General features: G+C 48.1%; 15 protein-coding genes. 2 read left to right on the top strand and 13 right to left on the bottom strand.

Annotated elements, in window-relative coordinates; translation table 11 throughout:
- The first annotated feature begins 152 nt into the window (after nucleotides 1-152).
- The gene (gene recC, locus ACYQ1O_RS14335; RefSeq protein WP_459992681.1) at nucleotides 153-3,290 is read left to right on the top strand and encodes an exodeoxyribonuclease V subunit gamma; all 3,138 of its coding nucleotides are present in this window, start codon (nucleotides 153-155) and stop codon (nucleotides 3,288-3,290) included.
- 98 nt (nucleotides 3,291-3,388) lie between these two features.
- Here recC and ACYQ1O_RS14330 read toward each other — a convergent pair whose 3' ends face one another.
- From ACYQ1O_RS14330 to ACYQ1O_RS14310, 5 genes are all read right to left on the bottom strand, one after another.
- Nucleotides 3,389-4,450 carry an OmpA family protein gene (locus ACYQ1O_RS14330; protein WP_459992678.1) on the bottom strand — a complete coding sequence of 354 codons (1,062 nt, stop codon included), beginning with the start codon at nucleotides 4,448-4,450 and terminating at the stop codon, nucleotides 3,389-3,391.
- A 357-nt stretch (nucleotides 4,451-4,807) separates the two neighbouring features.
- Entirely contained in the window at nucleotides 4,808-6,211 is a 1,404-nt protein-coding gene (locus ACYQ1O_RS14325; RefSeq protein ID WP_459992676.1) for a sigma-54-dependent transcriptional regulator, read from the bottom strand.
- Nucleotides 6,208-7,680, bottom strand: coding sequence for a sensor histidine kinase (locus ACYQ1O_RS14320; RefSeq protein ID WP_459992674.1), 1,473 nt, complete (start codon nucleotides 7,678-7,680; stop codon nucleotides 6,208-6,210). The genes ACYQ1O_RS14325 and ACYQ1O_RS14320 overlap by 4 nt, the downstream gene beginning before the upstream one ends.
- Before the next feature lie 97 nt (nucleotides 7,681-7,777).
- Complete coding sequence (gene mgtA / locus ACYQ1O_RS14315) at nucleotides 7,778-10,354, bottom strand: magnesium-translocating P-type ATPase (RefSeq protein WP_459992672.1); 2,577 nt, start codon at nucleotides 10,352-10,354, stop codon at nucleotides 7,778-7,780.
- 70 nt (nucleotides 10,355-10,424) lie between these two features.
- Complete coding sequence (locus tag ACYQ1O_RS14310; RefSeq protein ID WP_459992671.1) at nucleotides 10,425-11,144, bottom strand: DUF2490 domain-containing protein; 720 nt, start codon at nucleotides 11,142-11,144, stop codon at nucleotides 10,425-10,427.
- Between the two features lie 375 nt (nucleotides 11,145-11,519).
- Between ACYQ1O_RS14310 and ACYQ1O_RS14305 the strand changes: the two genes are divergently transcribed.
- Complete coding sequence (locus tag ACYQ1O_RS14305; protein WP_459992669.1) at nucleotides 11,520-13,046, top strand: cation:proton antiporter domain-containing protein; 1,527 nt, start codon at nucleotides 11,520-11,522, stop codon at nucleotides 13,044-13,046.
- 53 nt (nucleotides 13,047-13,099) lie between these two features.
- Here the strand turns inward: ACYQ1O_RS14305 and soxA are convergent, their stop codons facing one another.
- The 8 genes from soxA to ACYQ1O_RS14265 all read right to left on the bottom strand — a co-directional run bounded on the left by soxA (nucleotide 13,100) and on the right by ACYQ1O_RS14265 (nucleotide 19,644).
- Nucleotides 13,100-13,924, bottom strand: a complete 825-nt coding sequence (gene soxA, locus ACYQ1O_RS14300) for a sulfur oxidation c-type cytochrome SoxA (protein WP_459992668.1) — start codon at nucleotides 13,922-13,924, stop codon at nucleotides 13,100-13,102.
- Nucleotides 13,921-14,232, bottom strand: a complete 312-nt coding sequence (soxZ, locus tag ACYQ1O_RS14295; protein ID WP_459992667.1) for a thiosulfate oxidation carrier complex protein SoxZ — start codon at nucleotides 14,230-14,232, stop codon at nucleotides 13,921-13,923. Before soxZ ends, soxA begins: the two co-directional genes overlap by 4 nt.
- Nucleotide 14,233: 1 nt before the next feature.
- Nucleotides 14,234-14,683 (bottom strand): thiosulfate oxidation carrier protein SoxY, encoded by a 450-nt coding sequence (gene soxY, locus ACYQ1O_RS14290; RefSeq protein WP_459992666.1) that lies wholly within the window; start codon nucleotides 14,681-14,683, stop codon nucleotides 14,234-14,236.
- A 718-nt stretch (nucleotides 14,684-15,401) separates the two neighbouring features.
- Complete coding sequence (locus tag ACYQ1O_RS14285) at nucleotides 15,402-15,887, bottom strand: hypothetical protein (RefSeq protein WP_459992665.1); 486 nt, start codon at nucleotides 15,885-15,887, stop codon at nucleotides 15,402-15,404.
- Nucleotides 15,888-16,006: 119 nt separating this feature from the next.
- Nucleotides 16,007-16,732: a bile acid:sodium symporter gene (locus ACYQ1O_RS14280; protein WP_459992664.1), complete on the bottom strand. Its 726-nt coding sequence runs from the start codon at nucleotides 16,730-16,732 to the stop codon at nucleotides 16,007-16,009.
- The gene (locus tag ACYQ1O_RS14275) at nucleotides 16,729-17,055 is read right to left on the bottom strand and encodes a hypothetical protein (RefSeq protein ID WP_459992663.1); all 327 of its coding nucleotides are present in this window, start codon (nucleotides 17,053-17,055) and stop codon (nucleotides 16,729-16,731) included. The genes ACYQ1O_RS14280 and ACYQ1O_RS14275 overlap by 4 nt, the downstream gene beginning before the upstream one ends.
- A 163-nt stretch (nucleotides 17,056-17,218) precedes the next feature.
- Nucleotides 17,219-18,703, bottom strand: a complete 1,485-nt coding sequence (locus ACYQ1O_RS14270; protein ID WP_459992661.1) for an AAA family ATPase — start codon at nucleotides 18,701-18,703, stop codon at nucleotides 17,219-17,221.
- Nucleotides 18,704-18,705: 2 nt separating this feature from the next.
- Entirely contained in the window at nucleotides 18,706-19,644 is a 939-nt protein-coding gene (locus ACYQ1O_RS14265) for a hypothetical protein (RefSeq protein ID WP_459992660.1), read from the bottom strand.
- Nucleotides 19,645-19,854: the final 210 nt, after the last annotated feature.

Genomic DNA, 19,854 nt, shown 5'->3' with positions numbered 1-19,854 from the left:
AATTTCTTCCAAGCCATCATTATCTTTAAGCGGAATCCAAAAACAGGTTTGCGAATTCCGTAAGCCACACTCCCACTAATCCGCCGTTTTTTTCAGCAAGCCCATCTTCAGCCGTTATAATCCCCTGCACTCTCGCCAGATACATTGCCGCCATGTTCATCCTGCACAGTTCCAACAAAACCGAAAATCTGATTGCCCATTTGGGCGCGGTGATCCGTTATGCGCCGTTGTCGTCGCCGTTTGCCAAGGAAGTGTTGCTGATCCAAAGCCAAGGCATGGAGCGGTGGATTGCGCAGCAGTTGGCGAGCGAGTTGCAGGTGTTTGGCAATTATCAGTTTTTGTTTCCGGGCAAGTTTTTTAGCGGGATGGCGGCGCAGGTTGACAGCCGTTTAAGCGATGCGGCGTTTGAGCGCAATCTGATGCAATGGCGTATCGACAGTTTGTTGCGGCGGCTTGAAGGCGCAGCGTTTGTGCCGGTGCAGCAGTATTTGTCGGGCGACAATGTGGCGTTAAAGCGTTTCCAGTTGGCACAGCAATTGGCGCAATTGTTCGACCAATACCAAATTATGCGCCCCGATGTGTTGGCAAAATGGCAGCAAGGCCTGCGCTGTTACCCGAACGAAGAGGCGGAAGTCTGGCAAATGGCGTTATGGCGGCAGATTACCGCGCAAACCGGCCCCCAGCACCGTGGCGCGTTGTGGCTGGCGGCGATTGCAAAAATGACCGATGCCGAACCGGGCGCATTCAGCGCGCAATTGCCGGAGCGGGTGTCGGTGTTTGGGTTGAACACGTTGCCGCCGTTGTTTTTAAGCTTTCTGCAAGGCTTGTCCAGACATTGCCAATTGCATGTGTATTTGCTCAACCCCGCGCAGGAGTTTTGGGCGGATTTGCCCGGCAAGCGCCAGGCGCGCAGCGAGGAATTCAGCGGGCATCCGTTGTTGGTGGCTTTAGGCCAGCAAGGGCGCGAGTTTCAGGATATGTTGCTCGATCAGGTGCAGTTTGATGTCGAACCCGCCAGTTTTGAGCTGAACGAGGCCGACAGCAATCTCCAGCATCTGCAAAACGATTTGCTGATGAACGCATTAAGCCAACAAACCTTAAGCCCCGACGCGTCCATCAGCATCCACGCTTGCCACACCCGTATGCGCGAAGTGGAAGTGGTGAAGAACCTGTTGCTGCACGCGCTGGAAAACGATCCCGATTTGCAGCTGCGCGATATAGTGGTGATGGCTCCGGATATTGAAGCTTACGAGCCGTTTATCGCCGCCGTGTTTGATGACATCCAACATGCGGTTGCCGACCGCAGCTTGCGGCTTGGCAACGCAGCGCTGGATGCGCTGATCCGCCTGCTGAGCGTCAGCCAAAGCCGTTTCGGTTGGCAAGCGGTGTTGGATTTGCTGGAACAGCCCGCCGTTTACGCCAGCTTTGGTTTGTCGGAAACCGATTTGGAATTGATCCGCCATTGGCTGCAAGACACGCGCGTACGCTGGGGCAAGTCGGCGCAGCACAAGCGTGAATTGGGCTTGCCCGAGCTGAGTGAAAACACTTGGCAAGCGACGCTGGAACGCTTGCTGATGGGTTACGCGGTCGGCAGCGATGCCGATTTTGTCGATGGCGTGCTGCCTTATAGCGAATTGGAAGGCGCTTCGGCGCAAGCCTTGGGCGGTCTGGCGGATTTTTTACAAAATCTGTTTGCCGCCAGCGCCGCTTTAAAAAAACCCAAAACTTTAAAAGACTGGTCAAGCCAACTGTATGCCTATGCCGATTTGTTCTTGGCGGCGGCAGACGAGGTGGAGCGCCGGGAAATCAACGAACTCTTGGCAGATTTGGCTGCCGATGATTTGCAGCAGCATGAAGACGGCATTGATCTGACGGTGTTGGTCTGCTGGCTGGAAAGCATGATGGCGGAGCGCAAATCATCGAACGGCTTTTTGCGCGGGCAGCTGACTTTTTGTTCGATGCTGCCGATGCGTTCGATCCCGTTCAAAGTCATTGTCTTATTGGGCATGAACGAAGGCGAGTTTCCCAAAGTGGACCGTTTGCCGACGTTTGATTTGCTGGGCAAAAAGGATTATTTCCGCAAAGGCGACCGCTCGCGCCGTGCCGATGACCGCTATCAGTTTCTGGAAATTTTGCTGTCGGTGCGCCAGCAGCTGATTATCACTTATCTGGGCCAGTCGATTAAAGACAACGCCAGCATTCCACCATCGGTGGTCATCAGCGAATTGCTGGAGGTACTGGAAAGCAGTTACCAGCTCAAAGGCTTGGTCACTAAGCACCCGCTGCAAGCCTTCAGCCCGCGCTATTTTGATGGCAGCCACGGTTTTTACAGTTTTTCGCAGGCCGATTGCGAAACCGCGAAAGCCTTGTCGGGCGAAAAAACAGCAAGCCGCTTATGGTGGCAAAGCCATCAGGATGCGCCGGAAGACAGCGAGGAAACAGTGGTTGAAGTGGCGGATTTTTTGGCGTTTTTCCAGCATCCGCAAAAATATTTTATGCAGCGGCAATTGGGTTTGCGTTTTCAAGGCTTGGAAAGCCTTGCCGAAGAACGCGAGCCGTTTGCCGTCACCGGCTTAGACCGTTACTTGCTGGAACAAAGCTGGTTGGAGCAAACCTTAAAGCAAACGCCGTTGTCGGTAAAAAAATTACAGGCGCAAGGCTTGTGGCTGTCGGGCGCGTTAGGTGAATTGGAATTTAACCGCCAGCAAGCCCTCATCGACGCTTTTGCCGAAAAAATCCGCGCCAAAAACCTTGGCGAAACCATACCGGACGTGGCGATTGATTTGCGTATCGGCAATTACCGTTTGGTCGGCAAACTGACGCATTGCCAACAGCACGGCAGTTTGTTGTACCGTTATTCGCCGTTAAAAGGTAAAGATTTTCTGGGGGCGTGGCTGCACCACTTGCTGGTTAATCAAGTGCAACCGCAAGCCACTGCGATTTTGGCAAGTGATGCCGATTATGGGTTTGACGCCGAATGGGCGGACTTGGAGGCCTTAGCCGATTGGCTCGCCATTTACCAACAAGGCCAGCAGCAACCGAATGCTTTTTTCACCGAAGCGGCTTGGCTTTATGTGCAACAGGCTTATAAATTGGAAACAGGGTCGCGGGCAGAAAAATCACCACTCGATACGGCTAAAGATTATCTGGCTTACCAAATGCAACGAGGTTATGAACCCGAACTGCGGCGGCTGTATGGCAATGCCGATTTGTCGGCGGTTTTGGGGGCAGACTTTGAACAACATTGCCAAACGCGCTTATTGCCGGTTTGGCAGGCCGTGCAGGTTTAATGACGCAAACCCACACCAGGCGGCTTGGCTTCTGATTATTTTTGGGCAAAAAAAAACCCGCCATCAGGCGGGTTTTTCTTAAGCTTTCAATTTAGAGCTTAGTTGCCCCAAACCAATTCTACACGGCGGTTCATTGAACGGCCTTCTTCGGTGCTGTTGTCAGCAACAGGAGTCGATTCGCCGTAACCTTTAGCAACCAAACGGTTGGTAACGCCACGCATTTTCAAATAGTCCGCCACAGATTGTGAACGTTTTTGTGACAATTTCATGTTGTGGGCAGTAGAACCTTCGCTGCTGGTGTGACCATGCACTTCGATTTCATTCTTTTCTGGGTAGCCCATCAAGCTTGTGGCAACACGGTCCAAAATAGCCATTGCGCCTGGGGTCAATTGTGCGGAATTAACTTTAAAGTTAACGCCTTTCAATTCCAAGCTAACTGGGCAACCGTCGAAATCCACTTTGCTGCCAGACATAGTGCCTGGGCATTTGTCCGCACAGTTGTTAACGCCGTCAGCGTCTTCATCTAAAGTGGAGCAGTCGACAGCTTTGGCAATCGGAGCAGGCGTTGGTGCAGGCATTGGCATTTCAACTTTAGCCGCAGTTGGTTTTGCGCCAAATGGGATAACAAAGCCAACGTTGACAACCACATCGTGGAATTCGTCATTTGCTTTAGTGCCTGGGAACAAGGTTTCAGAATCGTTGTAACGGTAACGGACATCACTGCGCAACAAGAAGTTGTCATTCACTTCATAAGTCAAACCTACGCCTGGCTCGATGATGAAAGAAGCGGCATCTTTGTTGCCAACACTAGTGTTCAAACCACCCAAGGCCAAAACGCCGTAAGGGGCGAATTTGCCGCGTGACAAGTAGTATTGCACGTCGGCAGTGGCGCCCGCTGAATCCCAATCGCCGTCTTTGCTGACAAAGCTATCGTAGATACCTCTGACTTCAACGTTGAAATGTTCGTTGATGATTTTACCGATACCTAAGCCTGCGCCCCAACCTTCATGTTGACCGCGATGAAGGTCATTACCACCTGGGGAGATGAATGTACCGAATGGCGAGGCGTACCATCTGTTATCAAGAAATTCTTCGGCGCTTGCCATTTGCATAGCACTTGCAGCAGTTAACGCTACAGCCAGTAAAGTTTGTTTGTTCATAAAAAGCCCTCTGTAAGGAAGTTAAAAACTGACATCAAAATTGACAACAGACGGATAAACGACCCTGCTTCTGTTAGTTATAATTAGAGACACCCAGCGAGTGTTATTTAGAAGTTAATCATCACATCAGATGCATGGTTAATTTCTTGCGACTAAAGTTACAGCTTGTCCAATGAATGGCAGATGAATCGCTGTTGCAATTTATCTAAAAACCAAAACTTGTTGTAAAAATAAGACGATCTACAAGCGCATGGTAACGTAATTGATAACAAAATGAAAGCCTTAATAGCTATACCTCTGTTGTAATTTAACAAATATCAATTTTTTAACTGTGGCCAATTTAACAAAAACTCGAGATCATTCCTCTTTGTTGGCACTTTCATTGGCTATTAAATTGTATTTTCGCACCCGATAACGCAAAGTTTCGCGGGTTGTACCCAAAGCCCGTGCCGCCGCTGCAACATTATTGTCGGACCGTTCCAATGCGGTTTTGATAATAAACCTGTCCATATCATCCAAAGCCATTGTGCCATCCAAGGGCAAACAAATGGCATTCTGGTTTGCCGCCGCAAAACTGGCTTGGCTCTGGCCTGGCAATTGCAGCCACTGCCCTGGGAAAACCGCATTATCGGCAAACAAAACGCAACGCTCGATGACATTACGCAATTCACGGACATTACCGGGCCAATGGTGGCTTTTCAGTTTTTGCCAAACAGCAGCAGGAATATCGCTGACCCGCCGCCCCGCTTTGGCGTTATATTCGGAGACAAACAATGGCACTAGCTCATCCAAGTCTTCGACTGCATCGCGCAACGGCGGCAAATTGACCCTAAACACATTCAATCGGTGATACAAATCGGCGCGGAAACTGCCCGCCTCTGCCATGGCCGCCAAATCGCGGTTGCTGGCAGCAACAATTTGCACATCAACCGATATTTCTTTTTCACTGCCCAAACGGCGCACTTTATGATCTTCAATCACTTTCAACAGCTTCGCTTGCAGATCCAACGGCATTTCGCCAATTTCATCCATAAACAAGGTGCCGCCATCGGCTTGTTCCAAAAAGCCACGATGACGTCCGGCGGCGCCCGTAAACGCGCCAGGCTCGTGACCGAACAACTCTGATTCCAACAGTTCACGCGGCAGCGCAGCGCAGTTGACTTCAATCATCGGCTGCTGGGCGCGGGTACCACCGTAGTGGAGGATACGCGCCACCAAGCCTTTGCCTGTGCCGCTCTCACCACCAATAATCAGCGCGCTGAACGGTACTTCTGTCAATTTTGCCAATAGCTCACGCACAGCAATCGCTTGGTTGCTGTGTCCGGCGTAAGCTTCTGGCGAATAGCGCCGATGGCCTTGTCGGGTTTGCTCCAACACCCGTCGCTGGATAGTGGCACTGCGGACGGCACTGGCGATCACCAAATCCAAACGGTCCAAATCGCAAGGCTTTTCCAAAAAATCATACGCGCCCAAGCGTAAAGCCCGCACCGAATCGGGTACGCTGCCATAACCTGTCAAAAACAGCCATTCCGCAAAACTGACGGTTTTTTTCATGACCTCCATAAAATCCAGCGCATTGCCATCGGGCAAATTCATATCCGACAGGATCAACAAGGGCTCGATAGTTTTGCTATTCAATAGCTGCCGGGCTTGTTCCAGGCTGGTCGCCACGACCACATCCCAGCCCAGTTGCCGGTAATGGTGGGCCAATTCCGAGCCGAGTAGTCGCTCATCTTCGATGATGAGAAGGTTGTTCTTCATTGCTTATCTCCTGAAATACAATGGGGTATAACGATGAGCACTTTCGCTCCTTGAGGTAAAACATTGCTAAGCACGATACTGCCGTCGATGGCTTTGACAAAACGCTGCACCATCGACAAGCCTAAGCCCGTGCCATGCTGGCGGCTGGTTCGGAAAGGCCTGATGCCTTGCTTAAGCACTTCTTCGGAAAAACCAGTGCCGGTGTCCTGAACATACAATTCCAAATTTTCGCGACGTGGCAATGCACAAATGGTGATTGTTCCGGCCTTGCCTTCCAAAGCATCCGCCGCATTCAGAATTAAGTTTAGCAGCACCTGACGAATACCGCTTTCGGGCAAATTCACTAACAAATGCGTCGGTACGTCGATATAAAAATGGATGTTTTCGGCAATTTGATAACGCGCCAACACCGTCAAATCGGCAATCAACCGCTTAAAATAGAAAACACTAAACGCTTCGGGCGAATGCCGGCTTTGGTCGAGCATGTCATTCAGCAATCTCGCCAAACGTTTTAGCTCTTCGCCAATCAGTTCCATGCGTTGGTTTTGTTCTTGATTATCGATTTCCTTGCGCAAATTGCTAAACGCCATTTGAATGCCCGCCAACGGATTGCGGATTTCGTGCGCCAACTCCGCCGCCACTTCGCCAATCGCCGCCAAACGTTCGGCACGCGCCAAACTGTATTGCTGCTCCAACAAGGCTTGTGTCGCCAATTTGACTTCCTTTTGCAGCGATTGCGCGTGCAAACGGTTGGCTTCTTCCAAATCCGCCAAATGGTTGACCATATCGTTATAGCTGACAAAGACCGGCAACAGCAACGGGTCGAGATGGTCGGTGTTGATAGGGGTGAAATCCTCTTGGGTCAAACGTTCCAATAAGCGCCTCAAGTCGTTGAGCGGATGCAGGATTTGAATCTTCAAGAAAAAGAAGGCGCTAATCAAAATCACCGTAAAAATAACCAACGCAATATACAGCTCATTTTGAGTATCAAGATTGATGTCTTCCAACAACTTTTCACGTTGCAAGGTTTCAAAATCCAGGGTTTCGCCCATAATTTTTAGCGATTCCAGCAAGCGTGCATTTTTTTCCAGATTATCCAATTGTTCCAATGCCATCAGCATATTTTTGACCCGTTGCAAGCGGATATGCGTTGTTTCAAGCAAATAATGGCTGTCGAGCATAAGGCCATCCATTTCCGACAGCGTCTGCGCTAAAGCAACCGGAACATCCGCCAAAGTTTGCTCGGTTTGAGAGCCTATCAGCACTTGCTGTAAACCCGCCGAAACGCGCTGGATGCGGTGCGAATAATCAACATAAGACAGCACCGATTCAAAACGCTGGTGATTACGCCAGATCATGCCGCCCAAAATGCCCAAGGCCATCAACAGCAAACCCAAGAATATCAAGCCGCGTAGCTGTGCCGGACGATAAAAAATCGGACTGAGGGATGAAGCTCTTAGTGTTTTCAAGTGATGCTCCTGTGCAACAAAGGGTAACGAATTAATAGATAAAGCTGTATTTATGTCAACGTACTCGTTATGAATGATGATTTTAGACACGGCATGACTAAACCCTTACCTGCCGATAGAAAATGTTTTTAGCCAGTTCCGCACTTGCCAAATACAAGGCGACAATCAAGCCTAGCATTGCCATCAGCGATAAGGGCAGCGGTACAAACCCAATGAGTGGCGCAATGGGCGAATAAGGCAAGGCAATAGTAACCACAACAATGGATAATGTGGCTTGCAGCAAATAGCGGCCTGGTCGGGTTTTAAAGAAAGGTTTGCTGCTGCGCACCACAAAGACGATCAAAGCCGCCGACACCACCGATTCAACAAACCAGCCGGTGCGGAATTGTTCGGGCGTGACGTCCATCAACAACAACAGCCCAAAAGTCAGAAAATCGAACAGCGAGCTGACCAAACCAAACGTCATCATAAATTTGCGGATAAAGCCAATATCCCAACGCCGAGGTTGGGCCACCATATCGCTATCGACGTTATCGGTGGCGATGGTCATTTCCGGCAAATCGGTCAGCAAGTTGGTCAGTAAGATTTGTTTGGGCAACAGTGGCAAAAATGGCAGGAACAACGACGCCCCCGCCATGCTGAACATATTGCCAAAATTGGAACTGGTCGCCATAAACACATATTTCAGGGTGTTGGCGAAGGTAATGCGGCCTTCTTTGACGCCGTGTATCAGCACGCTCAAGTCTTTTTCCAACAAGACGATTTGCGCGCTTTCTTTGGCGGCATCGGCAGCACTTTCAACCGAGATGCCGACATCAGCGGCATGTAAAGCCGATACATCATTAATACCATCGCCCATGTAGCCAACCACATAACCGGCTTTTTTTAGGGCAATGATGATGCGTTCTTTTTGGTTGGGTTCCACTTCGGCAAACAAATGCACGGTACCGACTCTGTTGATTAAAGCCAGATCACCCATCGCCTCAATTTCAGGCCCGGTTAAAATTTCATGGGCAGCCAGTTCGCGGTGGCTAGCCGATGACTCGCCACCTAAGCCCAGCTCTTTGCCGATGGTAGCCGCTACCAAGCGGTTGTCACCGGTAATGATTTTTAGGGCAACGCCTAAATCGCGCAACTGCGTGATGGTTTCCGCACAACCGGCTTTAGGTGGGTCGCGGAACAGCAAAAAACCCAGCAGGCGCATGTCAGCTTCATCGCTTTTCTCCAACTTACCCGACTCGCCCATACTTTTATAAGCCAAGCCCAAAGTACGGTAGCCTTCACGGCTGTAAGTCTGGAAATCTTGGTCAATTTGCGCACGAACATCGTCTATCGCCAGAATTTCTCCGTTCGCCATTTCCACTTCGGAACACACATTAAGGATGTTCGCCAACGCGCCTTTGGTAATAAGTGTGGCTTTTGTCCCTTCGGAAATTAAAATACTGAGGCGTTTGCGATAAAAATCGTAAGGAATTTCTGCTTGCTTCTCAAATCCTTGCAGATCAAATTGGCGGTCTAGGCGGATGGCTTCGTCAATCGGGTTGGCAAAGCCGTTTTCAAACATCGCGTTAATATAAGCATAACGGGCGACTTTATCGCTCACCTGACCATTCACATCGAATGCGCCGTGCAGATGCACCACACCTTCGGTGAGCGTACCGGTTTTGTCTGAACACAGCACATTCATGCTGCCAAAATTTTCAATGGCGGCAAGCTGTTTGACAATCACCTTCTTCTCCGCCATCCGGCTGGCACCACGCGCCAAATTGACACTGATGACCGCCGGCAGCAATTGTGGCGTCAATCCCACCGCCAACGCCAGCGCAAACAAGAACGAGTCGATAACGGGCTTGGCAAGGAAAACGTTGACGGCAAAAATCAGGATGACCAAGATTAAGGTCACTTCCATCAACAAATAGCCAAAATGCCGCACGCCTTGTTCGAAATCGGTTTCCGGGGCTTTAAATTTAAGCCGTTGCGAAAGCTTGCCAAACTCGGTGTTGGCACCGGTGGCAATCACCAAGGCGGTCGCCGAACCACTTTGCACATGCGTACCCATCCATAACGCATTGCTGCGCTGGCTAAGCGGCGTATCTTTTGCCAAGACACCGGGCAGTTTTTCGGCAGGATAGCTTTCGCCGGTCAGGATGGCTTCATCTACAAACAGATTGTCAGCTGTCATGAGCAAGCAATCTGCCGGAATGACATCGCCTGCGTGTAAAACGACAAGATCGCCAGGGACGATTAAATCGGCGGCAATATCAACCTCGACACCGTCGCGTAAAACCCGCACGGTTATTTGCACTATCGCCAGCAGCTGCCGAATGGCATCCGCCGCACCTTTCTCCTGCCAAAACCCCAAACAGCCACTCACCATGACGATGACCAGAATAATGGCGGCATCGACGTGTTCGTGCAAAAAAAACGACAAGGCGGTCGCAAACAACAAAATTAAAATGATGGCATTCTTAAACTGTGCCAAAAACAAACGTAAATTACTGGTTTCATTGCCTTTATTTAAACGGTTTGCACCGACTTTTGCCAATCTTAGCCGAGCTTTACCCGCACTTAAGCCTTGTAACGAAGTGTCGAGTTCGACAAATTGCTCAACAACGGATGTACACCAAAAAGGTTTGGTCGGATTTTGATTGCTTGTGCTGGCGGTGTTTTTCATCGTTATTGAATGGTTTGGTTTATTTAAAAGGCGTTAAAGGAATGTTTTACGCCTTTAACATGAAAGCCCGTTAAAAATTGACAAACACCGAGGCCATCAGCAAATGACGCATCGTATTATTGTTATGGGTATTGTCATCCAAATATTGGTTCATATAACCCAATTCGCCGCGTACGCTTTTGTTGAACGTCCATCCTAAACCGGCAAAAGCGCGGTTTTGGTCGAAACCCGATTGCCCGCCGTATTGGGTGGAGTTGATGCGGACAAAAAACTCATCCCACGCAATCAGGCTTAAGCGCGGTTCAACATCTAACGGATGGATCAGCTTAATCATTTGCCGGGGGCGTACGCGCACTTCGCTGCCTTGGATAAAGTTGCTTTCCACCATTGTCCTAAACGACAAAGTACCCATGCTGGTTGGCATCACGTAGCGGAATGCAGGCCAGACATCTTGTTGCGAAACCAAGTCTTTACCGATGTTTTGCGTGGGCAACCAAGTGTAGCCCGCCCAAATCGTGGCGCGGTCACTCAGCGAATAGCCCACCGCTGTCCGCACCATGCCTTGGTACCAATGGTCGAAATCATTGTTAAACCGTGATTGCCCCTCCAGCCAAATACGGCCTTTTTCCAAGCTGGGGTCTAGCACTTTCAAACTACCCTCGCCTACTGCTTGCAACCAGCTGCCGGAGTCTTGGGCCAGATCGTCAACCGCTTGTGCAGCAGGCGACATTGTCATAACAGCCAAGTTGATAATCGCTGCGCCGAGTAATTTGTAGTGGTGTTTGCTCATGTCGTTATCCGTTTTTAGTGGTTTTTGAAGGCTTATTCGGTAAGCCCTACGCAAATTTTGGTTTTCCAAACAACCGGTGCTTAGAAAATTAAGCCGCTATCGTCCTTCTCCACAGCTGTATTGAGGCGGCTATAAGACAGTAAGCGATTAATGTGCCAACTTCAATAATCAACATAAGACATTGAATTTATGTTATTTATGAAACATATACAAAAGCGGGGAAATATTCGGAAGGTTCAAATCAACCAAGGTTTGTTTTTTTGACCCTTTAATCGGATGGGCAAAAATGGCTGTAGATTGCTTGTTTATCTACCCTAAAACCCCAATACTAAAACCCATGTGTCCTACCCTACCCCCATTCAAGTACGGAGAGTTATGCAAGAATTATTATGCTTAGGTGCTGCCTACCTGGCGGGCTTGATTGCCAGCCGCCTGTCGTTCCCGCCGTTAGTCGGGTATCTGCTGGCAGGCTATGCGCTCAATGCCTTTGAGATTGGTGCAATGCCTAACCTAAGCCACTGGGCTGATATTGGCATTGAGCTTTTATTGTTTACGGTGGGTTTGAAAATCAAATTAACTTCGCTGTTGCGGCGCGAAGTCTTAAGCGTGGGCGGACTGCATTTGCTGATAGTCAGCGCAGTATCTGGCGCGGTATTTTTTGGCTTGGGCGAAAAAGTCACCGGCGCGTTAATCCTTGGAACAAGCTTGGCTTTTTCCAGCACGGTGCTGGCAGCCAAAGTCTTGGAAGACAGTAGCGAACTGTCCAGCCTGCATGGTCGTGACGTGCTGAGTATTTTGATTTTTCAAGACATTGTCGCCATTGCCCTGCTGGCTTTGGCAGAAGGCAAACAGCCCTCGCCTTGGGCATTGTGTTTGCTGCTCTTGCCGCTATTAAGACCTGTCGCCCATTTTTTCCTCACCATTAGCCATGCTGCCGAATTGCGTTTGCTATTGGGTGTTGCCTTGGCTTTAGGCGGAGGTTTTTTGGCGGAATCGGTTGCCATTGCGCCTGATATTGGCGCCTTGCTGACGGGCGTGATGTTAGCGTCGCACCCTAAATCTGAAGATTTGGCGCATCAGCTTTGGAGCATTAAAGAGTTGTTGTTGGTGGCGTTTTTTCTACAGATCGGCTTGGCGGAATTGCCTAACCAACACGACTTGCTTGAAGCCTTGAAGCTTTTGCTGTTTTTGCCGCTGCAAGGCATTTTGTTTTTTATGCTGTTTTTATTGTCCGGCTTACGGGCCCGAACCGCATTTGTGTCTTCGCTGGTGCTGATGACTTACAGTGAGTTTGCCTTAATCACCACCGATGCGATGGTTGCCTCGCACCTGTTGTCGCCCGATTGGAAAACCATCATCAGCTTGGCGGTTGCCGGCTCGCTGGCGTTAGCCGCGCCTTTAAACCGTTTTTCCAAACCGATTTTTTCAATCCTTGAACCTTATCTGTCGCGTTTTGAGAAAAAATCAGGCCATCCGGACCGCTTGCCTGAAACCATTGGTCGGGCAGAATGGCTGATTGTGGGCATGGGACGCATGGGTGTGGCGGCTTATTTGACATTGCATCAGGAAGACAAACGGGTGATGGGCATCGATTCCGACCCGATTGTGCTAAAAAAAGTGATCGGCAAAAACTTAAGGGTGGTTTACGGCGACGCCGAAGACAGCGAATTATGGGAACGCTTGCCGCTAAACCGCTTAAAAGGCATTATCCTGACCATGCCAGAATTCGGGCTGCGCTGCAAAACAGTCAGCGAATTACGCCAAAAAGGCTTCACCGGACAAATTGGCACGATTTGCTTCCATGCCGAAGAAAAACAGAAGCTGGAAGGCTTGGGTGCCAACTTTGTCATCCACCCGCTGTATGAAGCAGGCTGCCAATTAGCCAAGCAAATCATAGAATAACTATTCGACAACGGCAGATTCTCTGTATGTTGCACAGAAAAGCGCGAAGAAGCCTACTTGCGGGTACTCGGGCCGGTGATGGCAATGCCGTTGCCCATCACCGTCAAAAAATATTCCAAATTCGTCAATGCTTGCGGCGGTAATGGCTCGTCAGCCGCTTTGATTTGTTCAAGACATTCCAGAAAACGGCGCGGTAACGTGCCCATCTCCCCCCATTTTAGGCGGTAAGTGGGCCAACCATTGGTGTGTCCTAATGCCGGACTGAGGATTTCGGTGCGGAGTTTTTTGCCGACGTTTTGCACGTGGCAAGTCGCGCAGGCAAAATTTAATTGCCCACGGCGTTGGTAATAAAAATCTTTGCCTTGCTGGTAAGCCGCCAAAGCGCGGGAGTCGTTATCCGGCACAACCACGTCAATGGCTTTGCCGCGCGAGGTGAACACCAGATAAGCCAACAATTCAGTAATTTCGCCTTTTAGCAGATTAAGCGGCGCTTCATGGTTGGCGACACGGCAATCGTTAATGGCTTGCGCCAGCGTCAGCACTTTGCCTTTGCGGCTATCCCAACGGGGATACGTTTGGGCAATTCCCAAACCTTGGTTATCAAAACAATCCGCGTAACGCTTGCCGTTTTTAAAAGCGGTGTTGAACAAAACCTCGCCGTGGTCGATGGCGGGTTGGTAAGGCGGGAATTCTTCGATGGCCTGCCAGGAACTGCGGGCAATCTCATCAATGGCATACACGCCATGGGCATAATCTTGCAATTGAAGTTGCGGAAAGCGGCTTTGGTAATACTGCCGCCACTGGTTTTGGTCGCTTAGCGGATCCGCCGCCAAAGGCAGGGTAAGCAACAGCAGCGCAACGGCTAAAACACGCCTCATTTGACCGTATCGCTAACAGCATCGCGCTGCCCCAAATTGTCTTGCCATTCCACGCTAATGGTGTCGCCCAGCTGACCGCCGTTGACCATAAAAGCAAAATACGGGTCTTTGGAAATGCCCGACCCCATCTCCGTTTGCACGATCAGCTTGCCGTTTTGGCGCACCGTCAGCGTTTGGATGAAATGCGCGACAATACTTTGTTGGGTTTGCTTGTCGATGGCGCGTCCCGTTTCCATCGGGTGGGCAATCAGCAGCCGGATTTGCGTATTGCCATCAAGCAATTTCGCGCGGATTTTAATGCTTGCCATATCAGCCCCCACAGCCGCCAATCGTCACTTTCACATTGGCCTTGGCGCTAAACAACGCCTCCGCCGTTTCTGCAACCACCCACACGTCGCACGTTTCCGCCATTTTTAAACGCGCCGACACAAAAGCCTGCAAGCCTTCCGACAAAGCAAACACCGCCGCCAGCGGAATGGGGTTTTTTTCAACCAACAAATAGATTTTTTGCACGGCAGGCAAACTGCTGGTGACGGTAATCGGCACCACCGCGCCATTCTCGGCAATCAACGGGATTTTAATGTCGATTTTGTCCGTTGGCGTGATGGCTTTGCCGTTGAACAACTGCTTAAGCGTGGCCTCCAGCAGGTTCGGTTTAAAGCTTTCCGCAGGCCATAAAGCCTGGGCTACAGGGGCAAACCAAGCACTGGCGAATAACACCAGCGTGTTTTTTAAAAATTGTCGGCGAAAAGGTTGCATAGGCTTGGCTTTTAGTTAGCGGGTGATCGCACAGATTTTATCAGCTGCGGCATCCATCACAAATGCCTGAAAACAATGTGCCATACAAACCCAGCTCATCAATCAAGATAAAAATCAGCTAGAGCGGTCAGGTATCCGGCGGTAGGGTACGCATTGCGTACCTCTATAAGGTAAGTTCAACGGAAAGATTTGAGAAGGTACGCGATGGGTACCTTACAGAGGTTGGTTTTTAATTCAAACGGTACTTAATATCGTAGATTGGGGTGATGAACAAACCCCAACACATCGGGCTACATCCATCGATTGAGTTCATAACATCACCTAAACTTCCGTGTTAGCGCACGGGGCCAAGAGATAGGAATAGTCCGGCAACCAGTGCACATACCAGTACAGAACTCCAGTAAGCGATGGGATTGTTCTTCCGTGTAACGTCGCCTGTAAACCAACGAGCTTGACCGGACACCAGAGCCCAAAGGGCTGCGATAGCAAAGAGTACAGCAATGAATGACACGAGCACCCCCAATGTTACGGTAATGTACACTAAGCCTAATGGGCTTTCGCGAAGCCACTTACCTTGAATTAAATTTGAATTTCAAAACAGACCAATTTGCTCTGAAGTGCGATTAGCACCACATCTAAATTTCTGATTAACAAATTTGCGAACGCTAAGCTGAAAAACGCAGCGCCGAAAAAAACCACAACCAGCAACACAAAACAACTACCCATCTACTATTAGAAATACATGCCACCCATTTTGAATAGGCCACCCTTGCTGATTTGAATGATATGCAGAATCCTGAGGGTATTTTTCTTCAGAAAAAACAACCCCTTTCAACCTGGCGTTCATAAGCATGGGTTCGTAGTAAGTTACAAAATAGTATGGATCGGTTGGGCTATTGTGTTCAATCCAAAGAACACCCGATTGCCGCAGGAGGTTTTGGTATTTTTTCCACCTTCCGATATTTAAACTGCAACTATTTTTACTCGGACTCAGGTTGCACCGTGTGCGACTTGGGTCTTCCGCGCTCACGAAACTAACATTCGATTCAGCCGAATCCGCGCGGAACATTTTCAGCAGCTCTTCATAACGGCTAAAGTGCTGTTGGAAGTTTTGTTGGATCAATTGGTTGTCAGGCTCATTGGCATTTGAATTACAACCCATGATTAGAACCGTTAAAATGATGAAACACAGAGGTAAGTTCATGAAACGACTACGCCCAACGCAGAGCTAAAAGGTGTACCACCAGAAAAAACCCAGCGAAGGCTTGAAGCTGTGAATAAAACAAAATAACGAAAATTTTTAAAAGGTACGCGATGCGAACCCTACGCGCTTGCTCCACGCTGAAACAAAGCAAAGTCAACAAATGAAGCAATGAGATGCTGGACGAGATTGTAAAGAATAATAGGCAACATGACTTGCGGGTGGTCGGCTAAAGCGACTGATACCAACACTAGCCCTGTGCCATTGTTATTCATGCCAAGACCAAACATCAACGAAGCCATATCTTTGCGGTTTGTACGGAAAATGTTCGCCAGCAGATAACCAGTAGCAAATGTAGCAAGACACAGAGCAACAACAATTGCCAACATAATGGCCAAAAAGTCGATGTCAGGTTGCGACAATGCTTTGGGCAGGCTTAACGAGGCGTTGGAATAATTCAGCAACAACAGGATGCAATAGTTTATGAGTTTTATAGGGGATTTTACCTTGGCAAGTCGTGATTCACCGATGAGGAGATTCGCCAAAATGCCGAGCAAGGACGGCAGGATGACCCAAATACCCAGAAACGTTATCACACCATCAGAAGCAATTTCGTGTAAATCTTCAGAATAATCACCTGTGGTCACGAAGCCGACAGCATGCAGAACTAGTGGTGTGAGTAATGGGCTGAGTAAGGTGGTGAGCAATACCAAGCCTAGACTCAAAGCAAGGTTGCCATTGGCATTCTGAGCCCATGCCGTGGACGCTCCAGCAATCGGCATAGATGCGACCAACGCGAGTCCAACAAGGATATGCTGTACTTCTTCTGGGTTATGCCAGAACTTCATAATGAAGCTGATACCGATAATAAAGTCACTACATTGCCCAATAAACCGCTTAATAGCACCCAGGGCTTGTGTGCCAATTGGGTAAGCTCCTTGGTTTTGACCCCAAGACCTGCATTGAACAACAATAACGAGAGCATCAGTGGCGGTAAGGAAAAATCTATTTTATTTTGAAACAAAACGATGCCACCCAACCCAACTTCACGAATCCAAATACCGAATCCTGGCAGTAAGGCAGCGATAAAATAGGAAGTGATAATTATCCATATGAAATATCGATGAATTGTGTGTGTGAGCGTTTCGACCCAATGCTTTGCTGGAATCATGGTTGAATATTTTTTAAAAATTAATGTATACGACCGCCCAATGTAAAGCGGACATCCTCAAGGCTGGCTGCTAAGTTCTAGATTTGACTTTGCTTATGATTTTCTATGCAGACCGATTTTCAAACTTCTGTGCCTGAGGTTCACACGAAAAGTTTTTTCAATCTCAATTCGCCGCCTTAAAATCAAACTTCTTAAATATTTCTTTCAAATCTTCAATTTTATCTTTCAGCGTTACGGAAATGGATTTTGTTTCCCTGATAGCCGTAAGCAACTTCTCGGTAGTTACGGTTTTATCATCGGAAACAAACGCCGCTTCAATGGTTTCTTTAACCACCGCTTCAATATCCGCACCGCTAAAGCCATCGGTTTCTTTGAGCAATTTAATCGTATCAATCGCTTGGCTGAATTTACCGCGTTTTTTAAGGTGGATTTCAAAGATTCGACGGCGTTCTTCGGCATTGGGCAATTCCACTAAAAACAATTCGTCAAAACGGCCTTTACGCAAAAACTCCGGTGGTAATTGCGAGACATCGTTAGACGTTGCCAGCACATAAACCGAACTTTCTTTCTCTTGTAGCCAGGTTAAAAAATTGCCGAACAAGCGCGTGGTAATGTCGCTGCCGCCGCCCGTGCCGCCAACGCCTGCAAAGGCTTTTTCCAGTTCGTCAATCCACAACACACACGGCGATACCGCTTCGGCGGTTTTGATGGCTTTGCGTAAATTGTCCTCGCTTTCACCGACATATTTACCCATCAACTTGCCAATATCCAAACGCAATAGCGGCACGGCAAACAAATTGGCGGTGGCTTTGGCGGTCAGGCTTTTGCCACAACCCGGCATTCCGACAATCAACAAACCTTTCGGCAAATCAATACCGAATTTTTTCGCTTCACCCAGGTTATTAAAAATCTTGGCTTTCGCGGTCAGATAATCTTTGAGTTTTTCCAAACCACCGACACTACCTAAATTCGCTTCAACATGAATAATTTCCAGCAGCCCAGATTTTTTAATGATTTGTTCTTTCTCATTCAAAATAAGCTGCTTATCGTTGCCGTCTATCGTGCCGCTTTCCTGATAGGCCAAATTAAGAATTTGCCGGATTTCAAAATCACTCAAGCCTTTAAAAGACACCGCCAATTCATTTAAGACCGTTTCGCTTAAGGCCAATTTAAAACCCAGTGCATAATCTTGGATCGTGGCAAGAATATCCGCATGATTCGGTAGCGGAATATCAAAAACCGTAATCATCGCTTCCAATTCGGGCGGGATCACTAAAGTGGTATTGACTAGAAAAACTGTGACATACACATCAGCCTGATAAATAGTTTTTAAGGCAATGGATTTTAAACGGGCAATAATTTCTGGATTATTGAGCTGATGATGGACATCTTTTAAGATAATAAAGGCTTTTTTCTCTTCATTGTCATCCAACAGCGCAAGAAAATCATTTAAGCCGTAGCTGTGCTTAGGGGCTTTGGTGACAAAATCGACATATTTATTGGCTTCGTTATATTCATAAACGTCAAAGCCTTTACGGGCAGAGGCGATTAAAGCATCCACCGCTTGAAAGTCAAAGCTGTTGATGTAAATGATAGGGCGCAAGGCATCGACATAACTGGCTAATTTTTGGGTGGCGTTCAGTTCCATTGTTAAATCACCATGTAAATTAAAGCGTGGTCAGCGTTATTACTTTTGTAATCAATGCCATCGAGAATCAAAAAGTCTTTATTGACCGCTTCAGCGTTGAATTCTTCGCCGTTTTTGTTGGCATTGCGGATAAAGTTTCCAACTTCCATTTTTAAGATCAGGCATTTCGTGCCTTTGGGTTGTAAGTCTTTCCAATAGCCGTCGGTATGACCTGTATAGGATTGGTAGGGCGGATGTAAGGGTTGAGATTTTCTTGTGATTAATGCGTACTCTATGGCATCCGTTGAGCCGTAAGAATAAAAAATTAATCCGTTGAATATTTGTCCAATATATTTACCCTTATTGGCTGCGTACTCTCTACCAGAATTATTTTCCTTAATTTTTACATGACCCGACGAATTAGTAATTTTTTTTACAATAACTTTTTGGTCGGTAATTTTTTTCCAATCATAACCCTCACCTGCCATAGCAACTACACCACCTTCTTCTTCTGTATAAGGGTTAGGTATTTTTAAAAAAGCTATTTCTTTACGTTCTTTATCAAACAAAGCCGATTGCCGATAGACCTCATTTGCCAGCATGGTAAACAGAGTCAGCGGGCTTTTTTCTATAAACAAGGCGAAAAACAAATCAAAATCCACCCGGAACAATTGTTCATAATCGGTCCAAAGGGTATTAACAGCGGCTTTTAAAAATGGGTAATCTTCAGCTTTTTGCAGCATCTCTTCACAGAGTTGTTTATAACCTGCGTGATAGCTGTTGATGACCGCATTTCTTTGGAATTGCTGGTTAGTGAGTGCTTCAAGCTGTTGCCGCTGCTGTTCCCGAAATTCAAATGGATACACTGCCGCTTGAATATGTGCTTCGCTGATGTCTGCATGGAATAACTGGCATAAGGCGCGGGCAATAGTTAGCTCATTTTTACTCGTGATGTCCTGCAATTGGCTGAGTTCCGCATTTAACCCGCGCACTTCCAGCCAACGGTGCAGCACTTGGCTATGGTATGCGGTTAATAAATCATCCAAATTGAAATTTGCGCGTAAATCAGTTAAGTCTCTAACGGGGTGTTTGTCTAACAGTAAGTTGAATTTTATCGCTTTAGTCATAATGGCTGGTTTTGTTGAGTTAATGGAAGATGTGTTTAGGTAATA

Source organism: Methylosoma difficile (genome assembly GCF_054657615.1).
The sequence above is the reverse complement of the archived record's forward strand: the minus strand, read 5'-3'. Positions and strand labels throughout refer to the sequence as shown.

Bases quoted from the DNA above. Each gene is read 5' to 3' on its own strand.
- recC (WP_459992681.1), top strand. From the start codon at position 153: ATGTTCATCCTGCACAGTTCCAACAAAACCGAAAATCTGATTGCCCAT.
- ACYQ1O_RS14330 (WP_459992678.1), bottom strand. From the start codon at position 4,450: ATGAACAAACAAACTTTACTGGCTGTAGCGTTAACTGCTGCAAGTGCT.
- ACYQ1O_RS14325 (WP_459992676.1), bottom strand. From the start codon at position 6,211: ATGAAGAACAACCTTCTCATCATCGAAGATGAGCGACTACTCGGCTCG.
- mgtA (WP_459992672.1), bottom strand. From the start codon at position 10,354: ATGAAAAACACCGCCAGCACAAGCAATCAAAATCCGACCAAACCTTTT.
- ACYQ1O_RS14310 (WP_459992671.1), bottom strand. From the start codon at position 11,144: ATGAGCAAACACCACTACAAATTACTCGGCGCAGCGATTATCAACTTG.
- ACYQ1O_RS14305 (WP_459992669.1), top strand. From the start codon at position 11,520: ATGCAAGAATTATTATGCTTAGGTGCTGCCTACCTGGCGGGCTTGATT.
- soxA (WP_459992668.1), bottom strand. From the start codon at position 13,924: ATGAGGCGTGTTTTAGCCGTTGCGCTGCTGTTGCTTACCCTGCCTTTG.
- soxZ (WP_459992667.1), bottom strand. From the start codon at position 14,232: ATGGCAAGCATTAAAATCCGCGCGAAATTGCTTGATGGCAATACGCAA.
- soxY (WP_459992666.1), bottom strand. From the start codon at position 14,683: ATGCAACCTTTTCGCCGACAATTTTTAAAAAACACGCTGGTGTTATTC.
- ACYQ1O_RS14285 (WP_459992665.1), bottom strand. From the start codon at position 15,887: ATGAACTTACCTCTGTGTTTCATCATTTTAACGGTTCTAATCATGGGT.
- ACYQ1O_RS14280 (WP_459992664.1), bottom strand. From the start codon at position 16,732: ATGAAGTTCTGGCATAACCCAGAAGAAGTACAGCATATCCTTGTTGGA.
- ACYQ1O_RS14275 (WP_459992663.1), bottom strand. From the start codon at position 17,055: ATGATTCCAGCAAAGCATTGGGTCGAAACGCTCACACACACAATTCAT.
- ACYQ1O_RS14270 (WP_459992661.1), bottom strand. From the start codon at position 18,703: ATGGAACTGAACGCCACCCAAAAATTAGCCAGTTATGTCGATGCCTTG.